A 22,160-nucleotide genomic window follows, 5' to 3' on the forward strand; every position below is an offset into this window, starting at 1 on the left:
TTATGAAAATCGGGTTAATTGGTATTTTTCTTTTATTAAATCAATAATTTCATCAATGACTTGAAGCGATTTTTTCAATTCCTCTTTGTCTATTTTACTTAGTTTGGAAGGATTAATATAGCTTCCATCATTATCATTTAGCACGCCTTCATTCGTTCTCAGTCGCACTAATTCCATATAGTTTTCAGCGAAATCAAGGTATTTTTCTTTATTTTTCACATCAATCATAGCCATTTGTTTAAAACGTAAGTAAGTATTTGAAACTCCTTTTAAATTATGACTTAACGCAAAAATACGAGCAGCATCAACAAAAAATTGAATACCTTTTAGCTTAATATTAAATAAATCTTTATGAACACCGTGTTCTTCTACAGCAAATTTTTTGAAGAAGGTGAGGGGTTGCGGTGTTTTTAATAATTGGTTACCCATATAATCAAAGAATAGTTTATTATTGCTAAAACTCTGATAAATAGCAATTTCTAAGGCATCTTTAATTTTTGTTTCACCATAAATATATTCATAATCAAAGAAAATACCACTAAAATCGCTCATGTTTTCACCTGGTGTTTTAATCCAATTGGTGTATAGGTTGGTAAAATCTGAAAGTGATTTACACCATTTAATATTGCTAGCTAAATGTTCATTTGGGCAGGGTTTGTAACCTAGCGTTTCCATTTTTTGAATAACGGATTTTGCTAATTGTACAAAATAAAACTTAACATCTCTATGTTTATCAGGAGCTACGTCTTCATAAATTAACATATTATCTTGATCACTTAAGACAAGTTGTTCTTTCCTTGCCTGACTTCCGAGTGCTAACCAAACGAAGCGAGCAGGAGGTGCTCCTAATGACTCTAGTGCTAATTTTATACATTGCTGAATTATAGAATGTAATATTTCGCCAGCGGTATTTGCAATATGAGGAATTGGAATATTTTTTGTAAATGAATTTTGAATAACAAAAAGATACTTTGAATGAATGTATTTAATTTCATCAAAATTTTTCGCATTTCTAATTTCATCAATCAGCACACCAGGATTATTGGATTGTGATTTAATAATATCTCGCTCTGAAATTATGCCTTTAATGCGGGTATTTTCAGAACCATCTTCTGTTACACATAGATGTGACGCATCATTTTTTAATAACAATAATTGTGCTTCAGCAACAGAAATAGCAGCATCTACAATAACAAAATTAGTTTGCATTAATTGTGTAATATCTGCATCTAATTGAATGAGGCCAAACGCAATTTTTTTCCTAAAATCAGCATCCGTAACTAGGCCAATAATACGTGCGTTATTAGTAACTATTGCACAAGATTTTTGTAGTTCTACCATTTTCTTAGCAACTAATGAAATAGTAGCAGTAGTAGGTACTAACAAAGGTTCTTTGTCATATTCCAACTCTTGAAAATAGGAAAAATCAGTAGTTTCAGTGTCCGAAGTGGACTCTGAAACTGCTTTTATATTTTGATAATTTTCTCCTTTAGATTTTGCCTGATGTGAAAAACTTTCTAAGAAATAGTCTAATACAGAAGCATATTTTGTTAATAAAGGTTTGAAAAGTGCAATAGGAATAGCATAAACAATAGCATCCTCGTTAGCAATTGCATTTAAAGCATAATTATTTTTAGCAAAGAAAGGTCTTAATCCAAAAATAGAACCTAAATAACATTTTGAAATTAAAGTTTCTTGTGCATCAATTATCTTAGTCAAATGAATAACCCCAGAATTGACAATATAAAAATTAGCATGCAATTCGTCATTTATTTTAAAAAGACGTTTATTTTTTTCTAAATAAATAATTTCGCTGTGTGATGCAATTTCAAACAAATCAGCATAATCAACATTTTTAAAAGGCTCATACTGTTTAAGAAAGTCTACAATATTTTCTGCAAAAGTATTCTTCATAATAGGTGTGTGGAATAGTACATCAAATGTACAATTAATTTAAAAACTATATATATGCTAGAAGTAAATTTTATATTTTACATAATGTATATTATAATTCAAAAAACTATAATAGAAATAATAAATAAGTTGTTTATCCGTAAATATTGAATTATTTTTGCGTCTTAAAAATAACACATTTTGAAAAATAAAACTGCCCTTGCCCTCGTTCAAAAAATTCAAAAAGAATTAACAGCTAAAAAATTTGGTTGCGAAACAATTATTGAAACTTTAAAAGAATTACGAACCATTTCATTAGGAGAAAAAAATCCTGTGTTAACAAAAGCCTTGAGATTGGCTTATGAACATTTAGAAAATCAAAAAGCTTTCTACATTGGAATTCCAGCAGACGAAACTTCTGAAGATGAAATTACTTCTTTTAATTTTTCAAAAGAAAATGATTTAGAAAGTTTAGCTTATTTTATTGCGCTTACACAAGACGCTACAAAAGCAAATAATTTATTAGATTTAAAAGAATACAATAAAGCATTCTTAGCATATTAATTCTATTTTACATAATAATATTGCTGCTATTTTAACAGTAATTTAGCTATCCAAAATTGTTTTAATTGTGTAAGTACTACTACTTTTGTTGTAACTTAAATGAGTTATTATGCTTAAATCTTTTAAATACACAGCCCTTTCTGAAGGTGTTTCTTTTTTAGTTTTACTAGTAAATATGTTAGTTATTCAGCCACTGAATGTTGACTTATACAAATTACTATTAAAGCCCATTGGTATGGCACATGGTATCTTATTTATACTTTACATTGTATTAGCCTTCTTACTTAAAGAAGATAAAAAATGGAATTTCAAAGATCTTAGTGTTATTATTTTGGCCTCTTTTCTTCCTTTTGGAACATTTTACATTGATGCAAAATATTTAAAATAATTTGTATATGAAAGTATTTGATATTGCTGAACCCCTTTTAAAAAATGTTAACCCTACTCTAGCGTTATATGCTAATTTAGTGGTTAATTTACTTGTTTTAGCTATCATTGCGTATGTATTAGATTATGTTTTCAAAAAAGTATTAATCGTTATTTTAGCCCTTATTGCTATTCGAACAAAGTCAAGTTTTGATGATTTTTTGGTTGCAAATAAAACAGCTAAGTACATTGCACATCTAGTTCCGCTTTATTATATATACAAAAAAGTCCCTATAGTTTTAGATAAATTTGTCTATTGGGAAGCATTTTTTGGCAAACTAGTAAAGTTTAATATTATTGTACTTTCCATTCTTATTATACGAAGTATTTTCAATTCCCTTAAGGATTATTTAAAAGAACAACCAAAATATAAAGATAAACCTATAGACAGCTATATCCAAGTCATTATGATAATGATGTGGGTATATGGTGCAATTTCTTTTATTTTAATCCTATTTGATACTACAAAAGGTACACTATTAACTGCTTTTGGTTCAGTTTCGGCCATTATTATCTTAGTATTTAGAGATACTATTTTAGGATTTGTAGCAAGTATTCAAGTCACTGTCAATGATATGGTTAGAATTGGAGATTGGATTACAGTAGATAAATATGGCGCTGATGGTGATGTAGAAGAAATCAACTTAGCTACAGTAAAAGTTCGTAATTTTGATAACACTACTTCTACTATTCCTACCTATAGCTTAATTTCAGATAGTTTTAGAAATTGGAGAGGGATGATTAATTCTGATGGTAGAAGAATTAAACGACATATTTTAATTAAAGGGAATTCTGTTCGCTTTTTAAAAGATGAGGACATTCAAAGATTAAAACAAATTAGTTTAATTACCAACTATTTAGATAAACGTCAACACGATATTGACAAATTTAATCAAAGTCATAATATAGACAAAAGCTTGCAGATAAACGGTAGAAACCTAACTAATTTAGGGGTTTTTAGAAAATACATCCAGCAATATATTTTGTCTCACCCAGGCATTAATAAAGATATGTTATTGATGGTTCGTTATTTACAACCAACTGAAAAAGGGATTCCGCTTGAAGTGTACTGTTTTAGTAATGATAAAGTATGGGAAAACTACGAATACATTATGTCTGATATTTTTGATCATATTGTGGCATCTATTGGTTATTTTGATTTAGAACTTTTTGAATTACAACCTTCAAAAAATAATTAATTTAAATTTTAATTACTTTATTAATTATTTCTTCATGATCAAAAGCTAAATCAGGTAAATTATTGATAAAAAACCATTTAACTTCTTTAGCATCATCTAAAGGTTTAATATCTTGTTGACTAGTTAATTGTGCGCTAAACGCTATAGAAACCATATGTCCGCGCGGATCTCTACCTGGTTTTCCAAAAGCACCAATTTGAATAACTTCACTCACAGTCACATTTGTTTCTTCTTTCAGTTCACGTTTGGCCGCCTCCTCTAAGTCTTCGTTTTCATCTACAAAACCACCAGGCAACGCCCAACAGTCTTTAAAAGGGTTGTTTTTTCGTTTAATTAATAAAATTTCATTACGATTTTCATTGAAAACCACCACATCAACAGTTAGGAAAATTTTTGAAATATATTTTGTCATTGATTTTTTTTGTAAATTTAAAACAAAAAAATGAGTGCTAGAGAAGAATGGTTAAACCAATTTAAATCAATGCCTTTTGGTAATGAATTAGCCTCTTCGTTACCGGAGGAAAAGTTTCAAAACCAAACACTTAGACCTATATTAAAGTGGCAAAATGAACTATTACTAGAAGTTTTTAGAAATTATGCAAGTAAGCAAAAAGGTGTATTTTTTTCACTCTCTCCAGAAAAAAAAGAAGCCTATATAGAAAATGTTATCCAAAAAGACATTAAGTTTAGAAACACGATAAAAGGTATCGTTATTGGTTTATTTAGTTTAGAAGAATTTCAAGATTATATAAAAAATTCATCAAACTTAAACAAAAGAATGATGAATTTAGTTATTGAGCGTTTAAAAAGCCAGAGTATGGTTATATAAGTGAATAGCTGCTATATTAATATAAACTTTCACCATTTAAATCAGTAGTCAACACATCGCTCATGTAGTCAAAAAACGGACGCATAGCACAAAATGTTTGAATAACTTCTTCGCTGAAATTAGGTGATAAAACTTCTTTATTTGTAAAATTTCTAGTTAACAAAAATTGTTTCTTTCGAATAAGTGCTATCGCTTCATGAGTTTTATCAAATCCTTTTGGAGCAGTTTTCAACTCCTCACCTTTCAAACAAGAAAAATAAGTAACAAAAGTATCAGCGGAAATAATAGCATTTAATTCGGAGGCGTCTAATTCAATTTCTTTTCTTATTCGAAATAAATCATCTGCATTTGGTGCCCAAAATCCACCACCAACAAAACTTGCATTGTTTTCTATATGTAAATACATACCGCCTCGTAACAAGGGTTTTGTTCTACTAAATCCCACCGAAAAATGATTTTTATAAGGCGATTTATCTTTTGAAAAACGCACATCTCTATAAATTCTAAAAATTTGCATTTTCTCAATACTATCTACCTGCTCTAATTTTGAATAAATGCTTTCAAAAAAAGATTTAGCTTTTTGTTCTTGAAGCTGGAATTGTTTTTTATTCGCGGCAAACCATTCTCGATTATTATTTGCTTGTAAGTCATTTAAAAAATCAAATAGTTCTTGGTCTAACATCAACTTAGTCATCATGTTCTTCAGATTCTATTGCAGGTGTTGTGGCTTGATTAGCTCTAATTTCAGTGTGACGAATTTCTCCACCAGAAGTCCCCACAGTTTTTGCCACTACAGCACTTCCCACAGCACAAACTAACGTACAAACAGCAACTATTTGATTCCATGATTTATTTTTTAAGCTGGCAAATAGTCCAGCTAATGAAAATAGCCCCGTAGCATACATTAATAGTGCAAATTTTTCTGCAATTTCTTCATGCTCATGTATGATTTGATGACCAACATTTGGAAGTTCTTCAACCAACTCCTCTGCTCCTTCTCCAGTAAACATACTAGCAAATGTAAAAAGAGAACTTGTGAGTAAAACAACATAAGCAACTCGTTTAATAATTTCATTTTTAAAGCCAAAACCAACTACTAAAATTGCAATTCCAAAAATACCACCAATAAGTGGAAAATGGTTTACCACCATGTGTAAATGTGCGTCATTCATACTTATTTAGATTAAAATTTATATCTTTACTCCCTAATACTATTTCATTCCATGAAAACTATCTTAAAGCATTATCTAGTCTATAAAAACATCGCTTTATTCTATTTAATTATAGGATTTATTACCAGAATTGTATTGTTAATACATCCCATTACACAAAGCAATTTTTCATTTATAGACTATGTAAAGATATTCATTTTTGGATTACTTTCAGACTTTTTTATTTTCATTTTCATTGGAAGTTTGCTTTGGTTGTATTTATTATTTCTTTCCAATTCAAAATTTAAAAAACCGTACGGCTACTATATTTTTTCATTTTTTATACTTTTATTCGTTTACATTTTGTCTGGAAAAAGTATATTATCTGAATACGGAGGCGTTTTACCTGAAATTGGACTGGCATTCGTAGGACTTAAAACCCTATTTTTTGGATTGCTTTTATTTGTAGAAAAATATCGAGGAAAAATTAGACTTGCTTTATTTTCAGTTACCCTATTTTTATTTGTTCTTCTCATTATTCAAAATGCGGTAAGCGAATTTTTCTTTTGGAATGAATTTGGGGTTCGTTTTAATTTCATAGCCGTAGATTACTTGGTTTACACCAACACTGTAATTGGCAATATAATGGAGTCATATCCTGTTGTTCCTTTATTTACAGGTGTAGGTATATTGGCAATAGGTACTACCTATTTTATTGTAAAACATTCAAAGTCATATTTAGCAAATTTACCAGATTTTAGTAGTAAACTTAAAATTTCTCTAATGCAAATAGGGTTGATTTGTGTTGCGGTTTTTAGCATTCCTTTTTTAGCTAAACAAGAAAATACAAATAATATATTTACAAATGAACTGCAAAGCAATGGAACTTATAAATTTTATTTGGCTTTCAAAAATAGCGAATTAGATTTTATAAAATTTTATGACACATTACCAGAAAATGAGCTGAAAAAATATACCACTTATCAATACAACCATACTTCAACTACACAAGGTAATGAAATGCATAAAAATGTGGTTTTAATTACGGTTGAAAGTTTAAGTGCTGAGTTTATGAAATGTTATGGAAATCAAGAAAACATTACACCTTTTTTAGATGAATTAGCTCAAAAAAGCTTGTTTTTCACTAATTTATATGCCACAGGTAATAGAACCGTTAGAGGGCTAGAAGCCGTTACTTTGTGCTTACCTCCTACTCCTGGAGAAAGCATTGTAAAACGCCTTGATAACAAAAACAAATTTAGCACAGGAAGTATCTTTAAAGAGAAGGGCTATCAAGTTAAGTTTTTGTATGGTGGAGATGCCTTCTTTGATAATATGAAAGATTTTTTTGGAGGAAACGGGTACGATGTAGTTGATAAAGCAAATTTTGCAGCTAATGAAGTAAGTTTTTCAAATATTTGGGGAGTCTGTGATGAAGATATGGCTAAAAAAGCAATCCAAGTAATGAATAAAGAGCATAAAACCGGAAAACCATTTTTTAATCATTGGATGACTGTAAGTAATCATAGACCATTTACCTATCCAGAAGGAAAAATTGACATTCCATCCGATTCAAAATCAAGAAGTGGTGGTGTAAAATATACTGATTTTGCATTAAAACAATTTTTTGCCATGGCCGAAAAGCAGCCTTGGTTTAAAAATACGGTTTTTGTTATCGTTGCAGATCATTGTGCATCAAGTTCAGGAAAAACAGAACTTCCTGTTGATAAATATAGAATTCCCGCCTTCATATATGCACCAGGATTTATCAAGCCTCAACAATGCCATACGTTGATGTCACAAATAGATTTAATGCCTACCGCAATGAGTTTGCTTAACTTCAATTATACCTCTAAATTTTTTGGAGAAAATGTATTTAGTCCTTTGTATCAACCAAGAGCGTTTATTGCAACCTATCAGGATTTAGGGTATATAAAAGAAAATCATTTAACAATTATTTCTCCTGTAAAAAAAATAAAACAATTTGAAATAATGCCTAAGACTTCAAATCCATTTGAACTCTATTTCAATGAAAAGTTACTTACTTCACCAAATGAAAAACTAAAAAAAGAAACAATTGCGTATTATCAAACGGCAACTTCTTTATTAAAAGCAAAGAAATATCAAGTAACTAAAAAATAAATTTTATAGTAATCCTTTGTATTTTCTATAAAACCATTCCGTTGCTAGTGATACAGCTAATATGATTAGAAGTGTTACCCAATCAATTAGTGGTGTTTTTTTAATGATTTCTTTTTCCGTTGGAAGAAAGACTGACGGATCTAATAATTTTTTAATAAGTTGTTCAATTTGATTTGGGTAAAACGTTTGACCATTTGTTTTGGTAGCTAATGCATTTAATTTTACCACATCGGGATTAGTAAATTGCTTCTCTACATCAAAATCAAGCACTTCAAAGCTGCTTGAATAACTTGCACCTGAAGTATTTTCTTTAACAGTAAAAGAATAATTTCCATGCTCTAATCCATCAAATTCTACTATGTTGCCTTGATTTGAAGATGAAAAATTATATTTTTTTACGGCATTCGTTCGAGAATTTTTTAATTCAATAGTTAAATTAGCCTCTTTATTTAATTCATAATTTTTATTAAAATACTGTGCTTCAATAACGATTGTTTCACCTGAATTATAAAATTGTTCGTGTGTAACTAGCAAGTTTTTCTTGTAAGAATTAGTCGATAAATAATGAATAATTTTATTCATAAATAAATCAAAATCTTCAAATGATTTTTTGAACAAATAACTTTCTAAGCGCCATTTCCAAATATTTTCACCCAGTAAATAAGCCGATCTTTTAGTGTTATTTTCAGAAAAAGTAAGTATCGGATTTTCAAAAGAAACACCATTAACAGAAGACTTTATCATTGTTTCTACTTGATTTTTAGCAATTATTTTACCAAATTTATGAGTTAGAGGGGGCAATTGAGAAAATGCAATATCTTCTTGTGCAAACAATTGAAAACTAGATTGATAATTTGCAGTAAAATTTTCTGTTTGAGGTGTCATTTTAAATTGCAAATCATTTTGAATTTGATTCACAAAGTTGAAATCTGTTGAAATACCTGTAATAATAAAAGTATTAATTTGCTGCTTTACATTGGCATCAATAATAACTTTAAAAGCCGAAGTAGGCTGGTATAAAATCAATAAATCAATATTTTTTAAATCACTGATTTCTTTAGATTTATATATCTTTACCTTACGTTGTGCGTTAGATTCAATAGCCCGCTTAATTGCACCTAAATCGGGATGAGTAATATCAGAAACTAAAGCTATTTCTTTTTGTTGATTCAACACTTCTACAGCAAAGTTTTTAACGTTATTATAGGTGTTCTTTTCTTTATAAGTGGAAGAAAGTATGGCTTTATACTTTTGCAAACCTATTTTATTGGCTTCAACAAGAATCTCTAGCGAGACTGTTTTCTTTGTTTTAGAAAATGCAACTGTTTGATTGAAAACTTTATTTTTTTCTTTTTGAATACTGAAAGTAGCCGTACAAGGTTTAGTACCGTTGTATTGTAAAAAGACTTCTACTGGAAATTTATTTTTCAGAAAAGCATATTTATTCACATTTAACCGACTTATTTTCAAATCAAAATTTGAAGTTGTATCGCCAAGTACTATTGGAAAAACGCGCGCTGTTTCTTGAAAACTATATTCATAATCATTACCAATTGTTTGATTTCCATCAGAGAGTAATACTATTGGCAATTCGTTATGTTTGTATAATTGTTTTAAATTCTGAGCAGCCAAATCAATATTTGATTGTTTTCCCTCAAAATCAATGGGTTTATCTAACCCAAAATCTTTATCGAAAAGATATTTTTGAACAGCAAATTTTTCACTTATTTCCTTATTCGTTAAAATTTTATCCAATACATTTAGCGCTGTTTTATTTGACTTTAATTCTTTTATTGAACTTGAATTATCAATTAAAAGGGCTAACGGTGTTTTAGATAGTTCCGTAGTTTTTCGAGTAAATGTTGGATTAATTAATAATACTAATAAACATAGAATTGAAAAAAAACGTAATAGAGCCAATATCCAGTTTGATTTTAACTGTGTATTGGCTCTAAATAGATAATGATAAAATGACAAACTAGCAGCAATAAGTACTGATAAAAAAAGTAAAAAAATTGTGCTTGAAGTCATTGTTTAGTAATACTTACTTGTTAGCTGTGGTATAGTTGTTTTTTTTTAAGTTAACATTCCACCATCAACATTTAATACTTGTCCTGTAACATAAGCGCTCATATCAGAAGCTAAAAACACACAAACATTCGCAATATCTTCTGGTGAACCGCCTCGCTTTAAAGGAATAGATTCTCTCCAACCTTTAACAACATCTTCATTTAATTTTGCAGTCATTTCAGTTTCTATAAATCCTGGAGCAATAGCATTGCAACGGATATTTCTTGAACCTAATTCAAGTGCGATTGATTTTGTAAATCCAATCATACCTGCTTTAGATGCTGCATAATTAGCTTGACCAGCATTGCCTTTAACACCTACAACGCTACTCATGTTTATGATAGATCCTATTCTATTTTTTAACATGATTTTTTGCACTGCTTTTGTCATATTAAATACAGACTTAAGATTGATTTCAATTACAGCATCAAAATCTTCTTCAGACATTCTCATTAATAAATTATCTTTTGTTACTCCTGCATTATTAATTAAAATATCAACGGTACCAAAATCAGTTATAACATCATCTACTAATTTTTGTGCTTCATCAAAATTTGCAGCATTAGATTGATACCCTTTGGCATTTACCCCTAATTTTTTCAATTCATTTTCTAAAGCCATTGCCGATTCTACAGATGAGCTATATGTAAAAGCTACATGAGCACCATGTTGCGCAAATATTTCGGCAATTCCTTTACCAATACCTCTACTAGCACCAGTTATTATGGCTACTTTTCCTTCTAATAATTTCATAATTAACTATTTAAAAAAACGATTATCAATTTTATATAATCATCAAATATAATAATATTTTAAAGTCATTAAACCTTTTTATTTTTTTTTTGTCTAAACTTGTAAATTAAAACCAAAATCTATGAAAAAACAAAATTTACTATTAGCCTTATTTTCATCTTTTTTATTTATTTCTTGTAATAAAGATGATAATTATGAAACCCTCCCGACCGATTCTTATCCAAATGTAATTGCAACCTTTGGAACTAATTTGGATTTAAATAATTTACAAAATTATGCGAATCAAACAGTACCCGCTTATATAACAAAAGACAATTCAAATGGGAATGTAATTACTGATAAAGCAGCAACGTTAGGTCGTGTTTTATTTTATGACAAGAAATTATCAACAAGTAACACCATTGCTTGCGCAAGTTGCCACAAACAAGCATTAGCCTTTGGTGATGATGCTATTGCTAGTCAAGGAGTAAATGCAACAACCGGGAGACATTCTATGCGTTTAGTTAATAACCGTTTTGCAACAGAACTTAAGTATTTTTGGGATGAACGCGCAGCCAATTTAGAAACACAAACTACTATGCCAATTAAAGACCATGGAGAAATGGGTTATAGTGGCTTAAATGGAGACCAGTCTTTTTCAGATTTAATAGTTAAATTAAGTGCAATTGGTTACTACAAAGAACTTTTTAAATTTGTTTATGGAACAGAAACAATTACTGAAGCTAGAATTCAAAATGCATTAGCACAATTCATTAGAAGTATTCAATCTTTTGATTCAAAATATGATGTAGGTCGTGCAACTGCACCTAATGACGGTGCGCCATTTGCAAATTTCACAGCACAAGAAAATCAAGGTAAAAATTTATTTTTAACTCCACCTACATTTAATGCAAATGGTTCAAGAACTGGAGGAGGTTTAGGTTGTGCTGGCTGTCATAGAGCACCAGAGTTTGATATTGATCCATTAACAAAAAACAACGGCATTATAGGTGTCATTGGCTCAGCAGGAACTATAGATGTTACAAATACAAAAGCGCCATCTTTGAGAGATCTAATTAATCCGTCGGGAACACTTAATGGAAGATTAATGCATACGGCTAATTTCACCTCTCTACAACAAGCTATTGGCCATTATGGAAACATTAACATCGCTCCAGGAAATACAAATTTAGATCCTAGATTAACTCCAGGAGGCATAGGTCAGCAATTAAATTTAACAAATACAGAAGTTCAGGCTGTTGTAGCTTTTTTACAGACATTGACAGGAACAAATGTTTATACAAATACAAAATGGTCTAATCCTTTTCCTAATTAATTAGACAATAAAATAGTTATATAAGAAAAGTCCCGATATATCGGGACTTTTTTATTTTTAAAAAGCAACATTCCACTTAGGAAGACAATTATTTTCTTCAAAGAACAATTGAAGTATTTGTGCTTCAACAAAAGTAGGAATGCTTTTATTTTTTACATTAAATGTTTCAAACCAATGTACTTCTAATGCTGTTATTTCTTCTTTTTTCATTTGCGTTGGCCATGAAAATTTTCTGGCAGATTTTTTAAATTGACTACCATTCACAATTTTATCAAAAAGACCTCCGTTTTTAGCTTTTAAATCTCCGTTATTTTGCACAGTTCCTGTTGAACCAACCATTAGTAACGTTTTTTCTTCTCCTTTTACATCAAACACTAAAAATATACCTGCACCTAATTCTGGAGCATTACAAACTTGATCTAACTGATCGTCTGTAGTGTAATTGAAATGATTTGTACTTTTAAATTTTTTTAACTCTTTATACATATAGTTTATTAAATTAAAAACTCCATCTAGTGTAAAACCGATGGAGCTTTATGATTTGTATTGGATACTTAATGTATCTGTTGATTATCCTAATATTTCTTTTACTTTTTTACCAATTTCTGCAGGTGAATCCACTACATAAATACCATTTTCTTTCATGATACGTTTTTTAGCTTCTGCAGTATCATCTGCACCACCTACAATAGCGCCAGCATGACCCATAGTTCTTCCTTTAGGGGCAGTTTCTCCAGCAATAAATCCTACAACTGGTTTTCTGTTACCATCAGCTTTAATCCATTTTGCAGCATCAGCTTCTAATTGACCTCCAATTTCACCAATCATAATGATTAATTCTGTTTCTGGATCATTCATTAATAGTTCAACTGCTTCTTTTGTAGTTGTTCCAATAATTGGGTCACCACCAATACCAATAGCTGTTGTAATTCCAAAACCTTGACGAACAACTTGATCTGCAGCCTCATAGGTTAATGTACCCGATTTTGAAACAATACCTACTTTACCTTTTTTGAAAACAAAACCTGGCATAATACCTACTTTTGCTTCTTCTGGAGTGATTACTCCTGGACAGTTAGGGCCAACTAATCTACAATCTTTTTCTTTTATAAAATCATAAGCTTTAATCATATCAGCTACAGGAATTCCTTCAGTGATACAAATAATTACTTTAATACCCGCATCAGCAGCTTCCATAATAGCATCAGCAGCAAATGCTGGTGGAACAAAGATAATTGACGTATCTGCTCCTGCTTTATCAACAGCATCTTTAACAGTATTAAAAACAGGACGATCTAAATGTGTTGAACCGCCTTTTCCTGGTGTTACACCACCTACAACGTTTGTTCCATATTCAATCATTTGTGAGGCATGAAATGTACCTTCACTTCCTGTAAAACCTTGAACAATTATTTTTGAATTTTTATTTACTAAAACACTCATGATGTTATTTATTTTTTAAATGCGTAGCAAAAGTAAGTTTTTTGGTAGAAATAATTGAATTTTTTCAGACCTTTTTTTAAATAGTTTTGCTAAATTAATATCCTTATTTTAATTTCTCAATTAGACCAGGTATCCTCTTAATATTAGCTAATTGTTTTAATTTTTCTCGTGATTCTTCAATTGGGGTACCAAAATACGTTTTTCCACCTTCAATTGACTTGGTAACACCTGTTTGACCTAACACTACGGCTTTTTCCCCTATTGTTATACCACTTGTAGTACCTACTTGACCCCATAATGTTACTTCGTCCTCTACAATTACACAACCCGCTATTCCTGTTTGTGCTGCAATTAAACATTTTTTTCCAATACGAGTATCGTGGCCTATATGCACTTGGTTATCAATTTTTGTTCCTTCGCCTATAGTTGTATCTCCTGTAACGCCTTTATCTATTGTACATAATGCACCTATCCCCACATTATCTTCTATTACTACTCTACCGTTAGATAACAATTGATCAAAGCCTTCAGCACGCTTTTTATAATAAAAAGCATCGGCACCAAGTATAGTTCCTGAATGAATAATTACATTATCACCTATGATGGAATGATCATATATGGTTACATTGGCATGAATGATACAATTTTTTCCAATTGACACCTGATTTCCAATGAAACAATTTGGTTGTATTACCGTTCCTTCGCCAATTTTAGCTGTAGCAGCAATAGCTACACTACTACTTGTAAATGGTCGGAAATAAGTAGTTAGCACATTAAAGTCTCTAAAAGGATCGTCAGAAATTAATAAGGCTTTTCCCTCTGGACATGCTACTTCTTTATTAATTAAAACAATGGTAGCAGCAGATTGTAAGGCTTTCTCATAATATTTTGGATGATCAACAAATACAATGTCGCCTGGTTCTACCACATGAATTTCATTCATGCCTAAAACAGGAAAATCATCAGCTCCTATAAATTTAGAATTGATGATTTCTGCAATTTGTCTTAACGTATATACTTTGTTAAATTTCATTTTTTCTTAGTTATTAGTGAATCATACACAGTGAATTTCTAGTTAAAATATAAATTCACTAGTTACTAAGTACGTTAACTATACTCTTTCCATGTATTTTCCAGTAGCCGTGTCGATTTTAATTTTATCTCCTTCATTAATAAACAAAGGCACGTTTACTGATGCACCTGTTTCTACTGTTGCAGGTTTTGTGGCATTAGTTGCTGTATTTCCTTTTACACCAGGTTCTGCATAAGTAACTTCAAGAATTATACTTGGTGGCATATCAACCGCAATAGGCATATCTGTTTCAGTATTAATTTGAACCATTACATTAGTTCCTTCCTTTAATAAATCAGGAGCATCTAATACATCTCTATTTAATGTAATTTGTTCAAAAGATTCGGTATTCATGAAATGAAAATCCACTCCTTCATTATACAAATATTGGAATGTATGTGTTTCTACACGAATTACATCAATTTTATGTCCTGCAGAAAATGTATTATCTAATACTTTTCCATTTGTTAAAGATTTTAATTTAGTTCTTACAAAAGCTGGTCCTTTTCCTGGTTTTACATGTAAAAACTCTATAATTTTATAAATATCGTGGTTAAATTTTATACATAACCCGTTTTTAATATCTGCTGTTGTAGCCATAATGGTTTATTTATTTTTATTTTAATTTTAATTTATAATGCACTTCCTGTATACCCTTTCATAATACCACGTGAGGAATTTCTAATGAAATGGATAATATCATCACGTTCAGGTGTAGCCTCCATTTCTGCTTCAATAATGCTCAACGCTTGAGTAGTATTATAATTTTTTTGATATAAGGTTCTATATATGTCTTGAATCTCTCTAATTTTTTCGGTAGTAAATCCTCTTCTTCTTAATCCGACTGAATTAATGCCCACATAAGAAAGAGGTTCTTTTGCAGCTTTAGTAAAAGGAGGGACATCTTTTCTAACTAAACTTCCACCAGATATCATTGCATGGTCACCAATAGAAATAAATTGATGTACAGCTGCAAGGCCACCTATAACTGCAAAATTACCTACCGTTACATGACCCGCTAATGCTACTCCATTAACAATAATAGCATTGTTTCCAATATGGCAATCGTGAGCAATATGTGCTGTAGCCATAATTAAACAATTATTTCCAATAACAGTTTTACCAGAAGCAACAGTTCCCCTATTTATGGTAACACATTCACGAATAGTAGTATTATCTCCTATGATAGCTAACGAATCTTCTCCTCCAAATTTCAAATCCTGTGGCACTGCAGAAATTACTGATCCTGGAAAAATATTACAATTTTTACCAATTCGAGCGCCTTCCATGATAGTTACATTTGAGCCTATCCATGTTCCCTCTCCAATTTCAACATTATTATGTATCGTTGTAAAAGGATCAATCACTACGTTTCTAGCTACTTTTGCTCCGGGATGTATATATGCTAATGGTTGATTCATAATTTAATCGTTTTTTACTTTTACTATTTGCGCCATCAGTTCTGCCTCTGAAACTAACTTTCCATTTGCATAAGCATAAGCTTGCATGTGACAAACGCCTCTTCGAATAGGAGAAATTAAATCACATTTAAAAATTAAGGTATCGCCTGGCAATACTTTACTTTTAAATTTAACGTTATCAATTTTCATAAAATACGTTAAATAATTTTCAGGATCTGGAACTGTACTTAAAATTAGCACACCACCAGTTTGCGCCATAGCTTCAACTTGTAATACTCCTGGCATAACTGGCGCTCCAGGAAAATGTCCTACAAAGAAAGGTTCGTTCATTGTTACATTTTTCAACCCTACCACGTGTGTATCCGATAATTCTAATATTTTGTCCACTAATAAAAATGGCGGACGATGTGGTAACAGATTCATAATACCATGAATATCTAAATGAGGCTCTTTATTTAAATCGTATGTAGGAACCTGATTGCGTTCTTCAATTTTAATAATTTTAGCAATTTTCTTAGCAAATTGTGTATTGACAAAATGTCCTGGTTTATTTGCAATTACCTTTCCTTGAATTTTTGTTCCAATTAGAGCTAAGTCACCTATAACGTCTAATAATTTATGTCGAGCAGCTTCATTTGGATAATGTAGTGTAAGATTATCTAAAATACCATTTGGTTTAACGGAAATTTTATCTTTATTGAACGCTTTTTTAAGATTTTCCATTGTTTCCTCTGAAATTTCTTTGTCAACATAAACAATTGCATTATTTAAGTCACCCCCTTTTATTAAACCGTTATTTAAAAGCGCCTCTAATTCGTGTAAAAAACTAAATGTTCTACAATCTGCAATTTCTGTTTTAAATTCAGACAAGCTTTTCATTGTTGCATTTTGGGTTCCTAGTACTTTAGTTCCAAAATCAACCATAGCTGTTACACAATATTGTTCACTAGGGATAACCGTAATTTCACTTCCTGTGGCTTCGTCAGTATAAGAAATCACATCTTTTACAACATATACTTTTCGAGGTGCGTCTTGTTCAACAATACCTACTTTTTCTATAGCTTCAACAAAATATTTTGATGAACCATCCATTATTGGTAATTCAGATGCGTTAAGTTCAATTATTATATTGTCAATATCACAACCAATTACCGCAGCTAAAACATGCTCAGGCGTTTGAATCATTACACCTAATTTTTCCAAATTAGTACCACGTTGTGTATTTACAACATAAGTTGCATCTGCTTCTATAACAGGCTGTCCTTCTAAGTCCATTCTCACAAATGTAATTCCATTGTTAATAGGAGCTGGTTTAAAAGACATAGTCACTTCTTGACCCGTATGTAATCCTACACCTGTTAATGAAATTTCTTTTCCAATGGTAGTTTGCTTCACCATAGTTTACTTTATATTATTTTTTTTTATATCTTCAATTTCTCTAACAATCTTAGGTAAATTTTTAAAATGCACATAAGATTTGCTAAAATCACCATACCCGAATGCTGGCGTTCCCTGAACAGTTTCACCATCTTTTAGTGATTTACCTACTCCAGATTGTGCTTGTATTTTAACACCATTACCAATAGTAATATGCCCCACAATACCCACTTGTCCGCCAATCATACAATTTTTACCAATTTTTGTTGAACCTGCTATGGCAGTTTGTGCAGCTATAACAGTATGTGCGCCTATTTCTACGTTGTGTGCCACTTGAATTTGATTATCCAATTTTACACCCGTTCTTATAATTGTAGAACCTAAAGTAGCTCTGTCTACTGTGGCGCAAGATCCGATTTCTACATCGTCTTCAATAATTACGTTGCCAATTTGTGGAACTTTTTTATAACTTCCATCTTCTTGTGGCGCAAAACCAAAACCATCAGCGCCTACTATAGTGCCTGAATGGATTGTAACACGCGAACCAATAACTGTTTCGGAGTAAATGCGAACGCCTGCAAAAAAGACGCAATCATCGCCTATTTCTACATTATCGCCAATAAAACAATTGGGATAAATTTTCACATTGTTACCAATTTTTACATTTTGGCCAATGTAACTGAAACTTCCCAAATATAAATCTGATCCATGAGTAACTCCTTCCGAAATAACAGAAGGCTGTTCTATACCCGATTTCATTAACTTAATTTGATTGTAATATTCTAATAATTTAGAAAATGATTGGTACGCATCTTCTACTTTTATTAAAGTTGCCTTGATGGGTTGTTCGGGTTGAAAAGATTTATTTACTATAGCAATAGTTGCATTTGTAGTGTAAATATAATTTACATATTTAGGATTAGCTAAGAAAGTTAAAGAACCTTCCGTTCCCTCTTCTATTTTGGCTAATTTATATACTTCGGCATTAGGATTTCCAATAATTTCTCCTTCTAAAATACCTGCTATTTGTTGCGCTGTAAATTTCATTGGTGCAAAAATAATAAAATAAAATGAATACCTACATTTAATCGATGAGTTTTGGGTAACAAATAAAATATTTTGTCACGGGTTTTGACAAGGCTTTCAAATGCATTTGATCAGACGCTTCAACGATATCCTCAACACTACCGTCTTTTTTCAAGATACTAATAGGTTCGCTCGATTTACTGTAAGCTTCATTTTTTAACTTCCCTTTGAAAACAAAATAAGCAACTTCTTTTTCGGTAATCCCAAATTGTTTGCTGTATTTGTTTTTTAAACCTAAATATTTGTCTTTGTTTATTTTGTCATCATTTAATTCAATTTTTAATAGATGTCTGTTGATAATCATTTTACATAAATTTGACAACACAAAATCGTCATGAAACTGCCATTGTTTTATAGCACCCATAACATCATAATCATCTAAATTTGAAAATTTATCTAACACATCTTTATCAATTTCAGAAGTGCTTAATTGATTTTCCATAAAATACAACAAGAAAGGACTGCCAAAAAGTGTACTCTCTTTTTGTATAAGTTCTTTTGCTCTTTTTAAAATTTTGGTCAAAATTAATTCTGCTACTACACTTGTTTTATGTAAATAAGCCTGCCAATACATTAATCTTCGTGCCATAAGAAATTTTTCAATAGAATAAATTCCTTTTTCCTCCATAACCAATACATCGTCTTTCACATTTAGCATTTGAATAAGACGCTCGCTATTGATATTTCCTTCATTCACACCTGAATAGAAACTATCTCTTTTAAGATAATCCATTCTGTCCATATCTAATTGACTGGAAATAAGTTGAAGCATAAATTTTCTAGGATATTCTCCTTTAAAAATTTGAATTGCTAAAGCTAATTGCCCGTTAAATTCTTTGTTCAATTGCTCCATAAAAAGCAACGATAAGGTTTCATGATGCACTTCAACCACACTATGTTCTAAGGCATGACTAAAGGGACCGTGGCCTATATCATGTAACAAAATAGTAATGTATAATGCATTTTCTTCTTCCTCAGAAATCAAAACTCCTTTAAAACGTAACGTTTGGACCGCTTTTTGCATGATATGCATACAACCTAAGGCATGATGAAAACGGGTGTGATGAGCGCCAGGATAAACCAAATAAGACAATCCCATTTGCGCTATTCTTCGTAATCGTTGAAAGTAAGGATGCTGAATGAGGTCGTAAAGTAACGTATTTGGTATGGTAATAAATCCGTAAATAGGATCATTTAGTATTTTTAATTTATTGATTTGGCTCACAAGTATTCATTTTGAAAAACAAATATAAAGAAAAAGACCTTTAAAATAAAGTAAAGTGAGCTGTAAAAATGAAATATAAAACATTTAAACAATTTTTAAGAAAAATAACGTTTACTATAAGTAACTTGCAACTAAATTATAAAGCACATGAGTAACATAAAAATCCTTTGGGTTGACGACGAAATAGACTTATTGAAGCCGCACATTCTTTTCTTAGAACAAAAAAATTACTCCGTTACCACATGTAATAATGGACAAGATGCTATTGATTTATTTAAAGAAACCAATTTTGACATTGTTTTTTTAGATGAAAATATGCCTGGTCTTTCAGGGTTAGAAACGCTTTCTGAGATGAAAGAATTTAAATCCTCTACCCCTATTATCATGATTACTAAAAGTGAAGAAGAATATATTATGGAAGAAGCAATTGGTAGTAAAATTGCTGATTATTTAATAAAACCTGTTAATCCTAATCAAATACTATTAAGTTTAAAAAAGAATTTAGATCATTCGAGATTAGTTTCTGAAAAAACAACGTTAGATTACCAAAAAGAATTCAGAAAAATTGCGATGGAATTAGCTCAGGTAAACAACTATGAAGATTGGGTAGAATTATATAAAAAATTGATTTACTGGGAAATTGAATTAGAAAATATTGAAGATCAAAATATGATTTCGATATTAGAAAGTCAAAAGAACGAAGCAAATGTTCAATTTGGCAAATTCATTGAACGAAATTATGAAGATTGGTTTGAACCCAATGCAGATAAACCCATATTATCACACCAATTATTTGGTGAGCTAGTAGCTCCTGAATTACGTAAAAAAGAACAACCTATTCTATTTGTTGTTATTGATAACTTACGCTATGATCAATGGAAAGTGTTTGAAAGTTTAGTTTTGAACCATTATAAACCCGAAAAAGAAGTAAGTTATTTTTCTATTTTACCTACAGCTACACAATATGCTAGAAATGCCATTTTCTCAGGATTATTGCCTGCAGATATGGAAAAAAAATACCCGCAATATTGGAAAAATGATACAGATGAAGGCGGGAAAAACATGCACGAAGCTGAATTTTTAACCGAACAATTAAAACGCTTAGGACTTTCTGTTAAACAAGAGTACTACAAAATTGTAAATCAGCGTGATGGACGAAAATTAGTAGACAATTTCAAATCTTTAAAGACGAATGATCTTACCACCATTGTATACAATTTTGTAGACATGTTGTCACATTCAAAAACAGAAATGGAAGTCGTTAAAGAATTGGCATCAAACGACAAAGCTTACCGTTCGTTAACATTGAGCTGGTTTAAAAATTCACCTCTTTTAGAACTTATACAATTGGCACAACAAAACGGCTTTAAATTAATTATCACAACTGACCACGGTACAATAAATTGTAAAAATCCGTCAAAAGTTATTGGTGATAAAAACACAAGTTTAAATTTACGTTATAAAACAGGACGAAGTTTATCCTATGAAGATAAAGACGTTTTTGCAGTTAAAGATCCTAAAAAAATTGGCCTACCTTCTATAAACATGACAAGTTCTTTTATCTTTGCAAAGAATGATTATTTCTTAGCTTATGTTAACAATTTCAATCACTATGTTAGCTATTATCGAAATACCTACCAGCACGGCGGAATTTCATTAGAAGAAATGATTATTCCATGTATTGTTTTAAATCCAAAGTAGAATTGGTAAAAAGTTAAGAATATTAGGTACAAGCCAATAACCCTGAACATTATCCCCACAAAAATGAAAAAAACATTTAGTTTAGAAGAAATAAATACGATTGCAAAAGAAATATTAGCTACGCCCAACTTAAAAAAAGTAATTACGTTTCACGCACAAATGGGCGCAGGAAAAACAACATTAATAAAGGAATTAGCTAAAGAATTAGGCGTTATCGGTACATCTAGCAGCCCTACATTTGCCTTGGTTAATGAATATGAAACACAAACAAATGAAGTTGTATATCATTTTGATTTGTACCGCATTAAAGATGAATTAGAAGCATATGATATGGGAATAGATGAGTATTTTTATTCAGACAATTGGTGTTTTATTGAATGGCCTGAAAAAATCCCTCATCTCATTCCGTTAGACCACGCTTCAATTCAAATTCAAGTTTTACCCAACGGAAAAAGGGAATTGGTTTTAAAAAATGACTAAGTGCTTTTATTGT

General features: G+C 30.7%; 22 protein-coding genes. 8 read left to right on the forward strand and 14 right to left on the reverse strand.

The genetic code is table 11. The features are described from left to right. Entirely contained in the window at positions 1–1,914 is a 1,914-nt protein-coding gene (locus tag RF683_RS04765; RefSeq protein ID WP_309533051.1) for a DUF294 nucleotidyltransferase-like domain-containing protein, read from the reverse strand. A gap of 180 nt (positions 1,915–2,094) precedes the next feature. On the opposite strand from RF683_RS04765, the gene RF683_RS04770 reads away from it, so the two are divergent. The 3 genes from RF683_RS04770 (at position 2,095) to RF683_RS04780 (ending at position 4,082) form a co-directional block, all read left to right on the forward strand. Continuing rightward, positions 2,095–2,457 carry a hypothetical protein gene (locus tag RF683_RS04770; protein WP_309533052.1) on the forward strand — a complete coding sequence of 121 codons (363 nt, stop codon included), beginning with the start codon at positions 2,095–2,097 and terminating at the stop codon, positions 2,455–2,457. A gap of 109 nt (positions 2,458–2,566) precedes the next feature. Further along, positions 2,567–2,845: a DUF3817 domain-containing protein gene (locus tag RF683_RS04775; RefSeq protein ID WP_309533053.1), complete on the forward strand. Its 279-nt coding sequence runs from the start codon at positions 2,567–2,569 to the stop codon at positions 2,843–2,845. 7 nt (positions 2,846–2,852) lie between these two features. Further along, positions 2,853–4,082, forward strand: a complete 1,230-nt coding sequence (locus tag RF683_RS04780) for a mechanosensitive ion channel family protein (RefSeq protein WP_309533054.1) — start codon at positions 2,853–2,855, stop codon at positions 4,080–4,082. Between the two features lies 1 nt (position 4,083). Here the strand turns inward: RF683_RS04780 and RF683_RS04785 are convergent, their stop codons facing one another. Next, positions 4,084–4,494 (reverse strand): NUDIX hydrolase, encoded by a 411-nt coding sequence (locus RF683_RS04785; RefSeq protein WP_309533055.1) that lies wholly within the window; start codon positions 4,492–4,494, stop codon positions 4,084–4,086. A gap of 30 nt (positions 4,495–4,524) precedes the next feature. Here RF683_RS04785 and RF683_RS04790 point away from each other — a divergent pair, with 30 nt between their 5' ends. After that, the gene (locus RF683_RS04790; RefSeq protein WP_408733690.1) at positions 4,525–4,911 is read left to right on the forward strand and encodes a glyoxalase; all 387 of its coding nucleotides are present in this window, start codon (positions 4,525–4,527) and stop codon (positions 4,909–4,911) included. Positions 4,912–4,927: 16 nt separating this feature from the next. On the opposite strand, the gene RF683_RS04795 is transcribed toward RF683_RS04790, so the two are convergent. Together RF683_RS04795 and RF683_RS04800 are read right to left on the reverse strand one after the other, a co-directional pair. Then, positions 4,928–5,605 (reverse strand): DUF2461 domain-containing protein, encoded by a 678-nt coding sequence (locus RF683_RS04795; protein ID WP_408733695.1) that lies wholly within the window; start codon positions 5,603–5,605, stop codon positions 4,928–4,930. Continuing rightward, on the reverse strand, positions 5,598–6,083 hold the full coding sequence (locus tag RF683_RS04800) for a DUF2231 domain-containing protein (RefSeq protein ID WP_309533057.1): 486 nt from the start codon (positions 6,081–6,083) through the stop codon (positions 5,598–5,600). Before RF683_RS04800 ends, RF683_RS04795 begins: the two co-directional genes overlap by 8 nt. Before the next feature lie 51 nt (positions 6,084–6,134). Here RF683_RS04800 and RF683_RS04805 point away from each other — a divergent pair, with 51 nt between their 5' ends. Further along, on the forward strand, positions 6,135–8,204 hold the full coding sequence (locus RF683_RS04805; RefSeq protein ID WP_309533058.1) for an LTA synthase family protein: 2,070 nt from the start codon (positions 6,135–6,137) through the stop codon (positions 8,202–8,204). 3 nt (positions 8,205–8,207) lie between these two features. Here the strand turns inward: RF683_RS04805 and RF683_RS04810 are convergent, their stop codons facing one another. Together RF683_RS04810 and fabG are read right to left on the reverse strand one after the other, a co-directional pair. Then, positions 8,208–10,235: a hypothetical protein gene (locus tag RF683_RS04810; RefSeq protein WP_309533059.1), complete on the reverse strand. Its 2,028-nt coding sequence runs from the start codon at positions 10,233–10,235 to the stop codon at positions 8,208–8,210. 45 nt (positions 10,236–10,280) lie between these two features. Beyond that, entirely contained in the window at positions 10,281–11,027 is a 747-nt protein-coding gene (gene fabG / locus RF683_RS04815) for a 3-oxoacyl-[acyl-carrier-protein] reductase (RefSeq protein WP_309533060.1), read from the reverse strand. 121 nt (positions 11,028–11,148) lie between these two features. On the opposite strand from fabG, the gene RF683_RS04820 reads away from it, so the two are divergent. Then, positions 11,149–12,342 (forward strand): cytochrome-c peroxidase, encoded by a 1,194-nt coding sequence (locus RF683_RS04820; protein ID WP_309533061.1) that lies wholly within the window; start codon positions 11,149–11,151, stop codon positions 12,340–12,342. Positions 12,343–12,399: 57 nt separating this feature from the next. Here RF683_RS04820 and RF683_RS04825 read toward each other — a convergent pair whose 3' ends face one another. The 8 genes from RF683_RS04825 to RF683_RS04860 all read right to left on the reverse strand — a co-directional run bounded on the left by RF683_RS04825 (position 12,400) and on the right by RF683_RS04860 (position 19,966). Then, positions 12,400–12,828, reverse strand: a complete 429-nt coding sequence (locus tag RF683_RS04825) for a hypothetical protein (RefSeq protein ID WP_309533062.1) — start codon at positions 12,826–12,828, stop codon at positions 12,400–12,402. 84 nt (positions 12,829–12,912) lie between these two features. After that, complete coding sequence (gene sucD, locus RF683_RS04830; protein WP_309533063.1) at positions 12,913–13,785, reverse strand: succinate--CoA ligase subunit alpha; 873 nt, start codon at positions 13,783–13,785, stop codon at positions 12,913–12,915. Positions 13,786–13,888: 103 nt separating this feature from the next. Then, positions 13,889–14,818, reverse strand: coding sequence for a UDP-3-O-(3-hydroxymyristoyl)glucosamine N-acyltransferase (locus RF683_RS04835; protein WP_309533064.1), 930 nt, complete (start codon positions 14,816–14,818; stop codon positions 13,889–13,891). A gap of 78 nt (positions 14,819–14,896) precedes the next feature. Further along, entirely contained in the window at positions 14,897–15,457 is a 561-nt protein-coding gene (gene efp / locus RF683_RS04840; protein ID WP_298656643.1) for an elongation factor P, read from the reverse strand. 32 nt (positions 15,458–15,489) lie between these two features. Further along, entirely contained in the window at positions 15,490–16,278 is a 789-nt protein-coding gene (lpxA, locus tag RF683_RS04845; RefSeq protein WP_309533065.1) for an acyl-ACP--UDP-N-acetylglucosamine O-acyltransferase, read from the reverse strand. Positions 16,279–16,281: 3 nt separating this feature from the next. Further along, on the reverse strand, positions 16,282–17,676 hold the full coding sequence (locus tag RF683_RS04850) for a bifunctional UDP-3-O-[3-hydroxymyristoyl] N-acetylglucosamine deacetylase/3-hydroxyacyl-ACP dehydratase (protein WP_309533066.1): 1,395 nt from the start codon (positions 17,674–17,676) through the stop codon (positions 16,282–16,284). 3 nt (positions 17,677–17,679) lie between these two features. After that, entirely contained in the window at positions 17,680–18,702 is a 1,023-nt protein-coding gene (gene lpxD / locus RF683_RS04855; RefSeq protein WP_309533067.1) for a UDP-3-O-(3-hydroxymyristoyl)glucosamine N-acyltransferase, read from the reverse strand. Between the two features lie 37 nt (positions 18,703–18,739). Continuing rightward, positions 18,740–19,966 (reverse strand): HD domain-containing protein, encoded by a 1,227-nt coding sequence (locus RF683_RS04860; protein WP_309533068.1) that lies wholly within the window; start codon positions 19,964–19,966, stop codon positions 18,740–18,742. Positions 19,967–20,113: 147 nt separating this feature from the next. Here RF683_RS04860 and porX point away from each other — a divergent pair, with 147 nt between their 5' ends. Further along, a complete protein-coding gene (gene porX / locus RF683_RS04865; RefSeq protein ID WP_309533069.1) occupies positions 20,114–21,667 on the forward strand; it encodes a T9SS response regulator signal transducer PorX in 1,554 nt (517 codons plus the stop codon). A gap of 63 nt (positions 21,668–21,730) precedes the next feature. Then, positions 21,731–22,147, forward strand: a complete 417-nt coding sequence (gene tsaE / locus RF683_RS04870) for a tRNA (adenosine(37)-N6)-threonylcarbamoyltransferase complex ATPase subunit type 1 TsaE (protein ID WP_309533070.1) — start codon at positions 21,731–21,733, stop codon at positions 22,145–22,147. Positions 22,148–22,160 lie beyond the last annotated feature (13 nt).

Source organism: Flavobacterium sp. 20NA77.7 (assembly GCF_031326205.1).
Taxonomy (GTDB): Bacteria; Bacteroidota; Bacteroidia; order Flavobacteriales; family Flavobacteriaceae; genus Flavobacterium; species Flavobacterium nakdongensis.

Coding starts and splice junctions, on each gene's coding strand:
- RF683_RS04820 (WP_309533061.1), top strand. CDS start 11,149: ATGAAAAAACAAAATTTACTATTAGCCTTATTTTCATCTTTTTTATTT.
- RF683_RS04805 (WP_309533058.1), top strand. CDS start 6,135: ATGAAAACTATCTTAAAGCATTATCTAGTCTATAAAAACATCGCTTTA.
- RF683_RS04795 (WP_408733695.1), bottom strand. CDS start 5,605: ATGACTAAGTTGATGTTAGACCAAGAACTATTTGATTTTTTAAATGAC.
- RF683_RS04785 (WP_309533055.1), bottom strand. CDS start 4,494: ATGACAAAATATATTTCAAAAATTTTCCTAACTGTTGATGTGGTGGTT.
- porX (WP_309533069.1), top strand. CDS start 20,114: ATGAGTAACATAAAAATCCTTTGGGTTGACGACGAAATAGACTTATTG.
- RF683_RS04790 (WP_408733690.1), top strand. CDS start 4,525: ATGAGTGCTAGAGAAGAATGGTTAAACCAATTTAAATCAATGCCTTTT.
- RF683_RS04775 (WP_309533053.1), top strand. CDS start 2,567: ATGCTTAAATCTTTTAAATACACAGCCCTTTCTGAAGGTGTTTCTTTT.
- RF683_RS04765 (WP_309533051.1), bottom strand. CDS start 1,914: ATGAAGAATACTTTTGCAGAAAATATTGTAGACTTTCTTAAACAGTAT.
- sucD (WP_309533063.1), bottom strand. CDS start 13,785: ATGAGTGTTTTAGTAAATAAAAATTCAAAAATAATTGTTCAAGGTTTT.
- RF683_RS04835 (WP_309533064.1), bottom strand. CDS start 14,818: ATGAAATTTAACAAAGTATATACGTTAAGACAAATTGCAGAAATCATC.
- fabG (WP_309533060.1), bottom strand. CDS start 11,027: ATGAAATTATTAGAAGGAAAAGTAGCCATAATAACTGGTGCTAGTAGA.
- RF683_RS04850 (WP_309533066.1), bottom strand. CDS start 17,676: ATGGTGAAGCAAACTACCATTGGAAAAGAAATTTCATTAACAGGTGTA.
- RF683_RS04810 (WP_309533059.1), bottom strand. CDS start 10,235: ATGACTTCAAGCACAATTTTTTTACTTTTTTTATCAGTACTTATTGCT.
- efp (WP_298656643.1), bottom strand. CDS start 15,457: ATGGCTACAACAGCAGATATTAAAAACGGGTTATGTATAAAATTTAAC.
- RF683_RS04825 (WP_309533062.1), bottom strand. CDS start 12,828: ATGTATAAAGAGTTAAAAAAATTTAAAAGTACAAATCATTTCAATTAC.
- RF683_RS04780 (WP_309533054.1), top strand. CDS start 2,853: ATGAAAGTATTTGATATTGCTGAACCCCTTTTAAAAAATGTTAACCCT.
- lpxA (WP_309533065.1), bottom strand. CDS start 16,278: ATGAATCAACCATTAGCATATATACATCCCGGAGCAAAAGTAGCTAGA.
- lpxD (WP_309533067.1), bottom strand. CDS start 18,702: ATGAAATTTACAGCGCAACAAATAGCAGGTATTTTAGAAGGAGAAATT.
- tsaE (WP_309533070.1), top strand. CDS start 21,731: ATGAAAAAAACATTTAGTTTAGAAGAAATAAATACGATTGCAAAAGAA.
- RF683_RS04800 (WP_309533057.1), bottom strand. CDS start 6,083: ATGAATGACGCACATTTACACATGGTGGTAAACCATTTTCCACTTATT.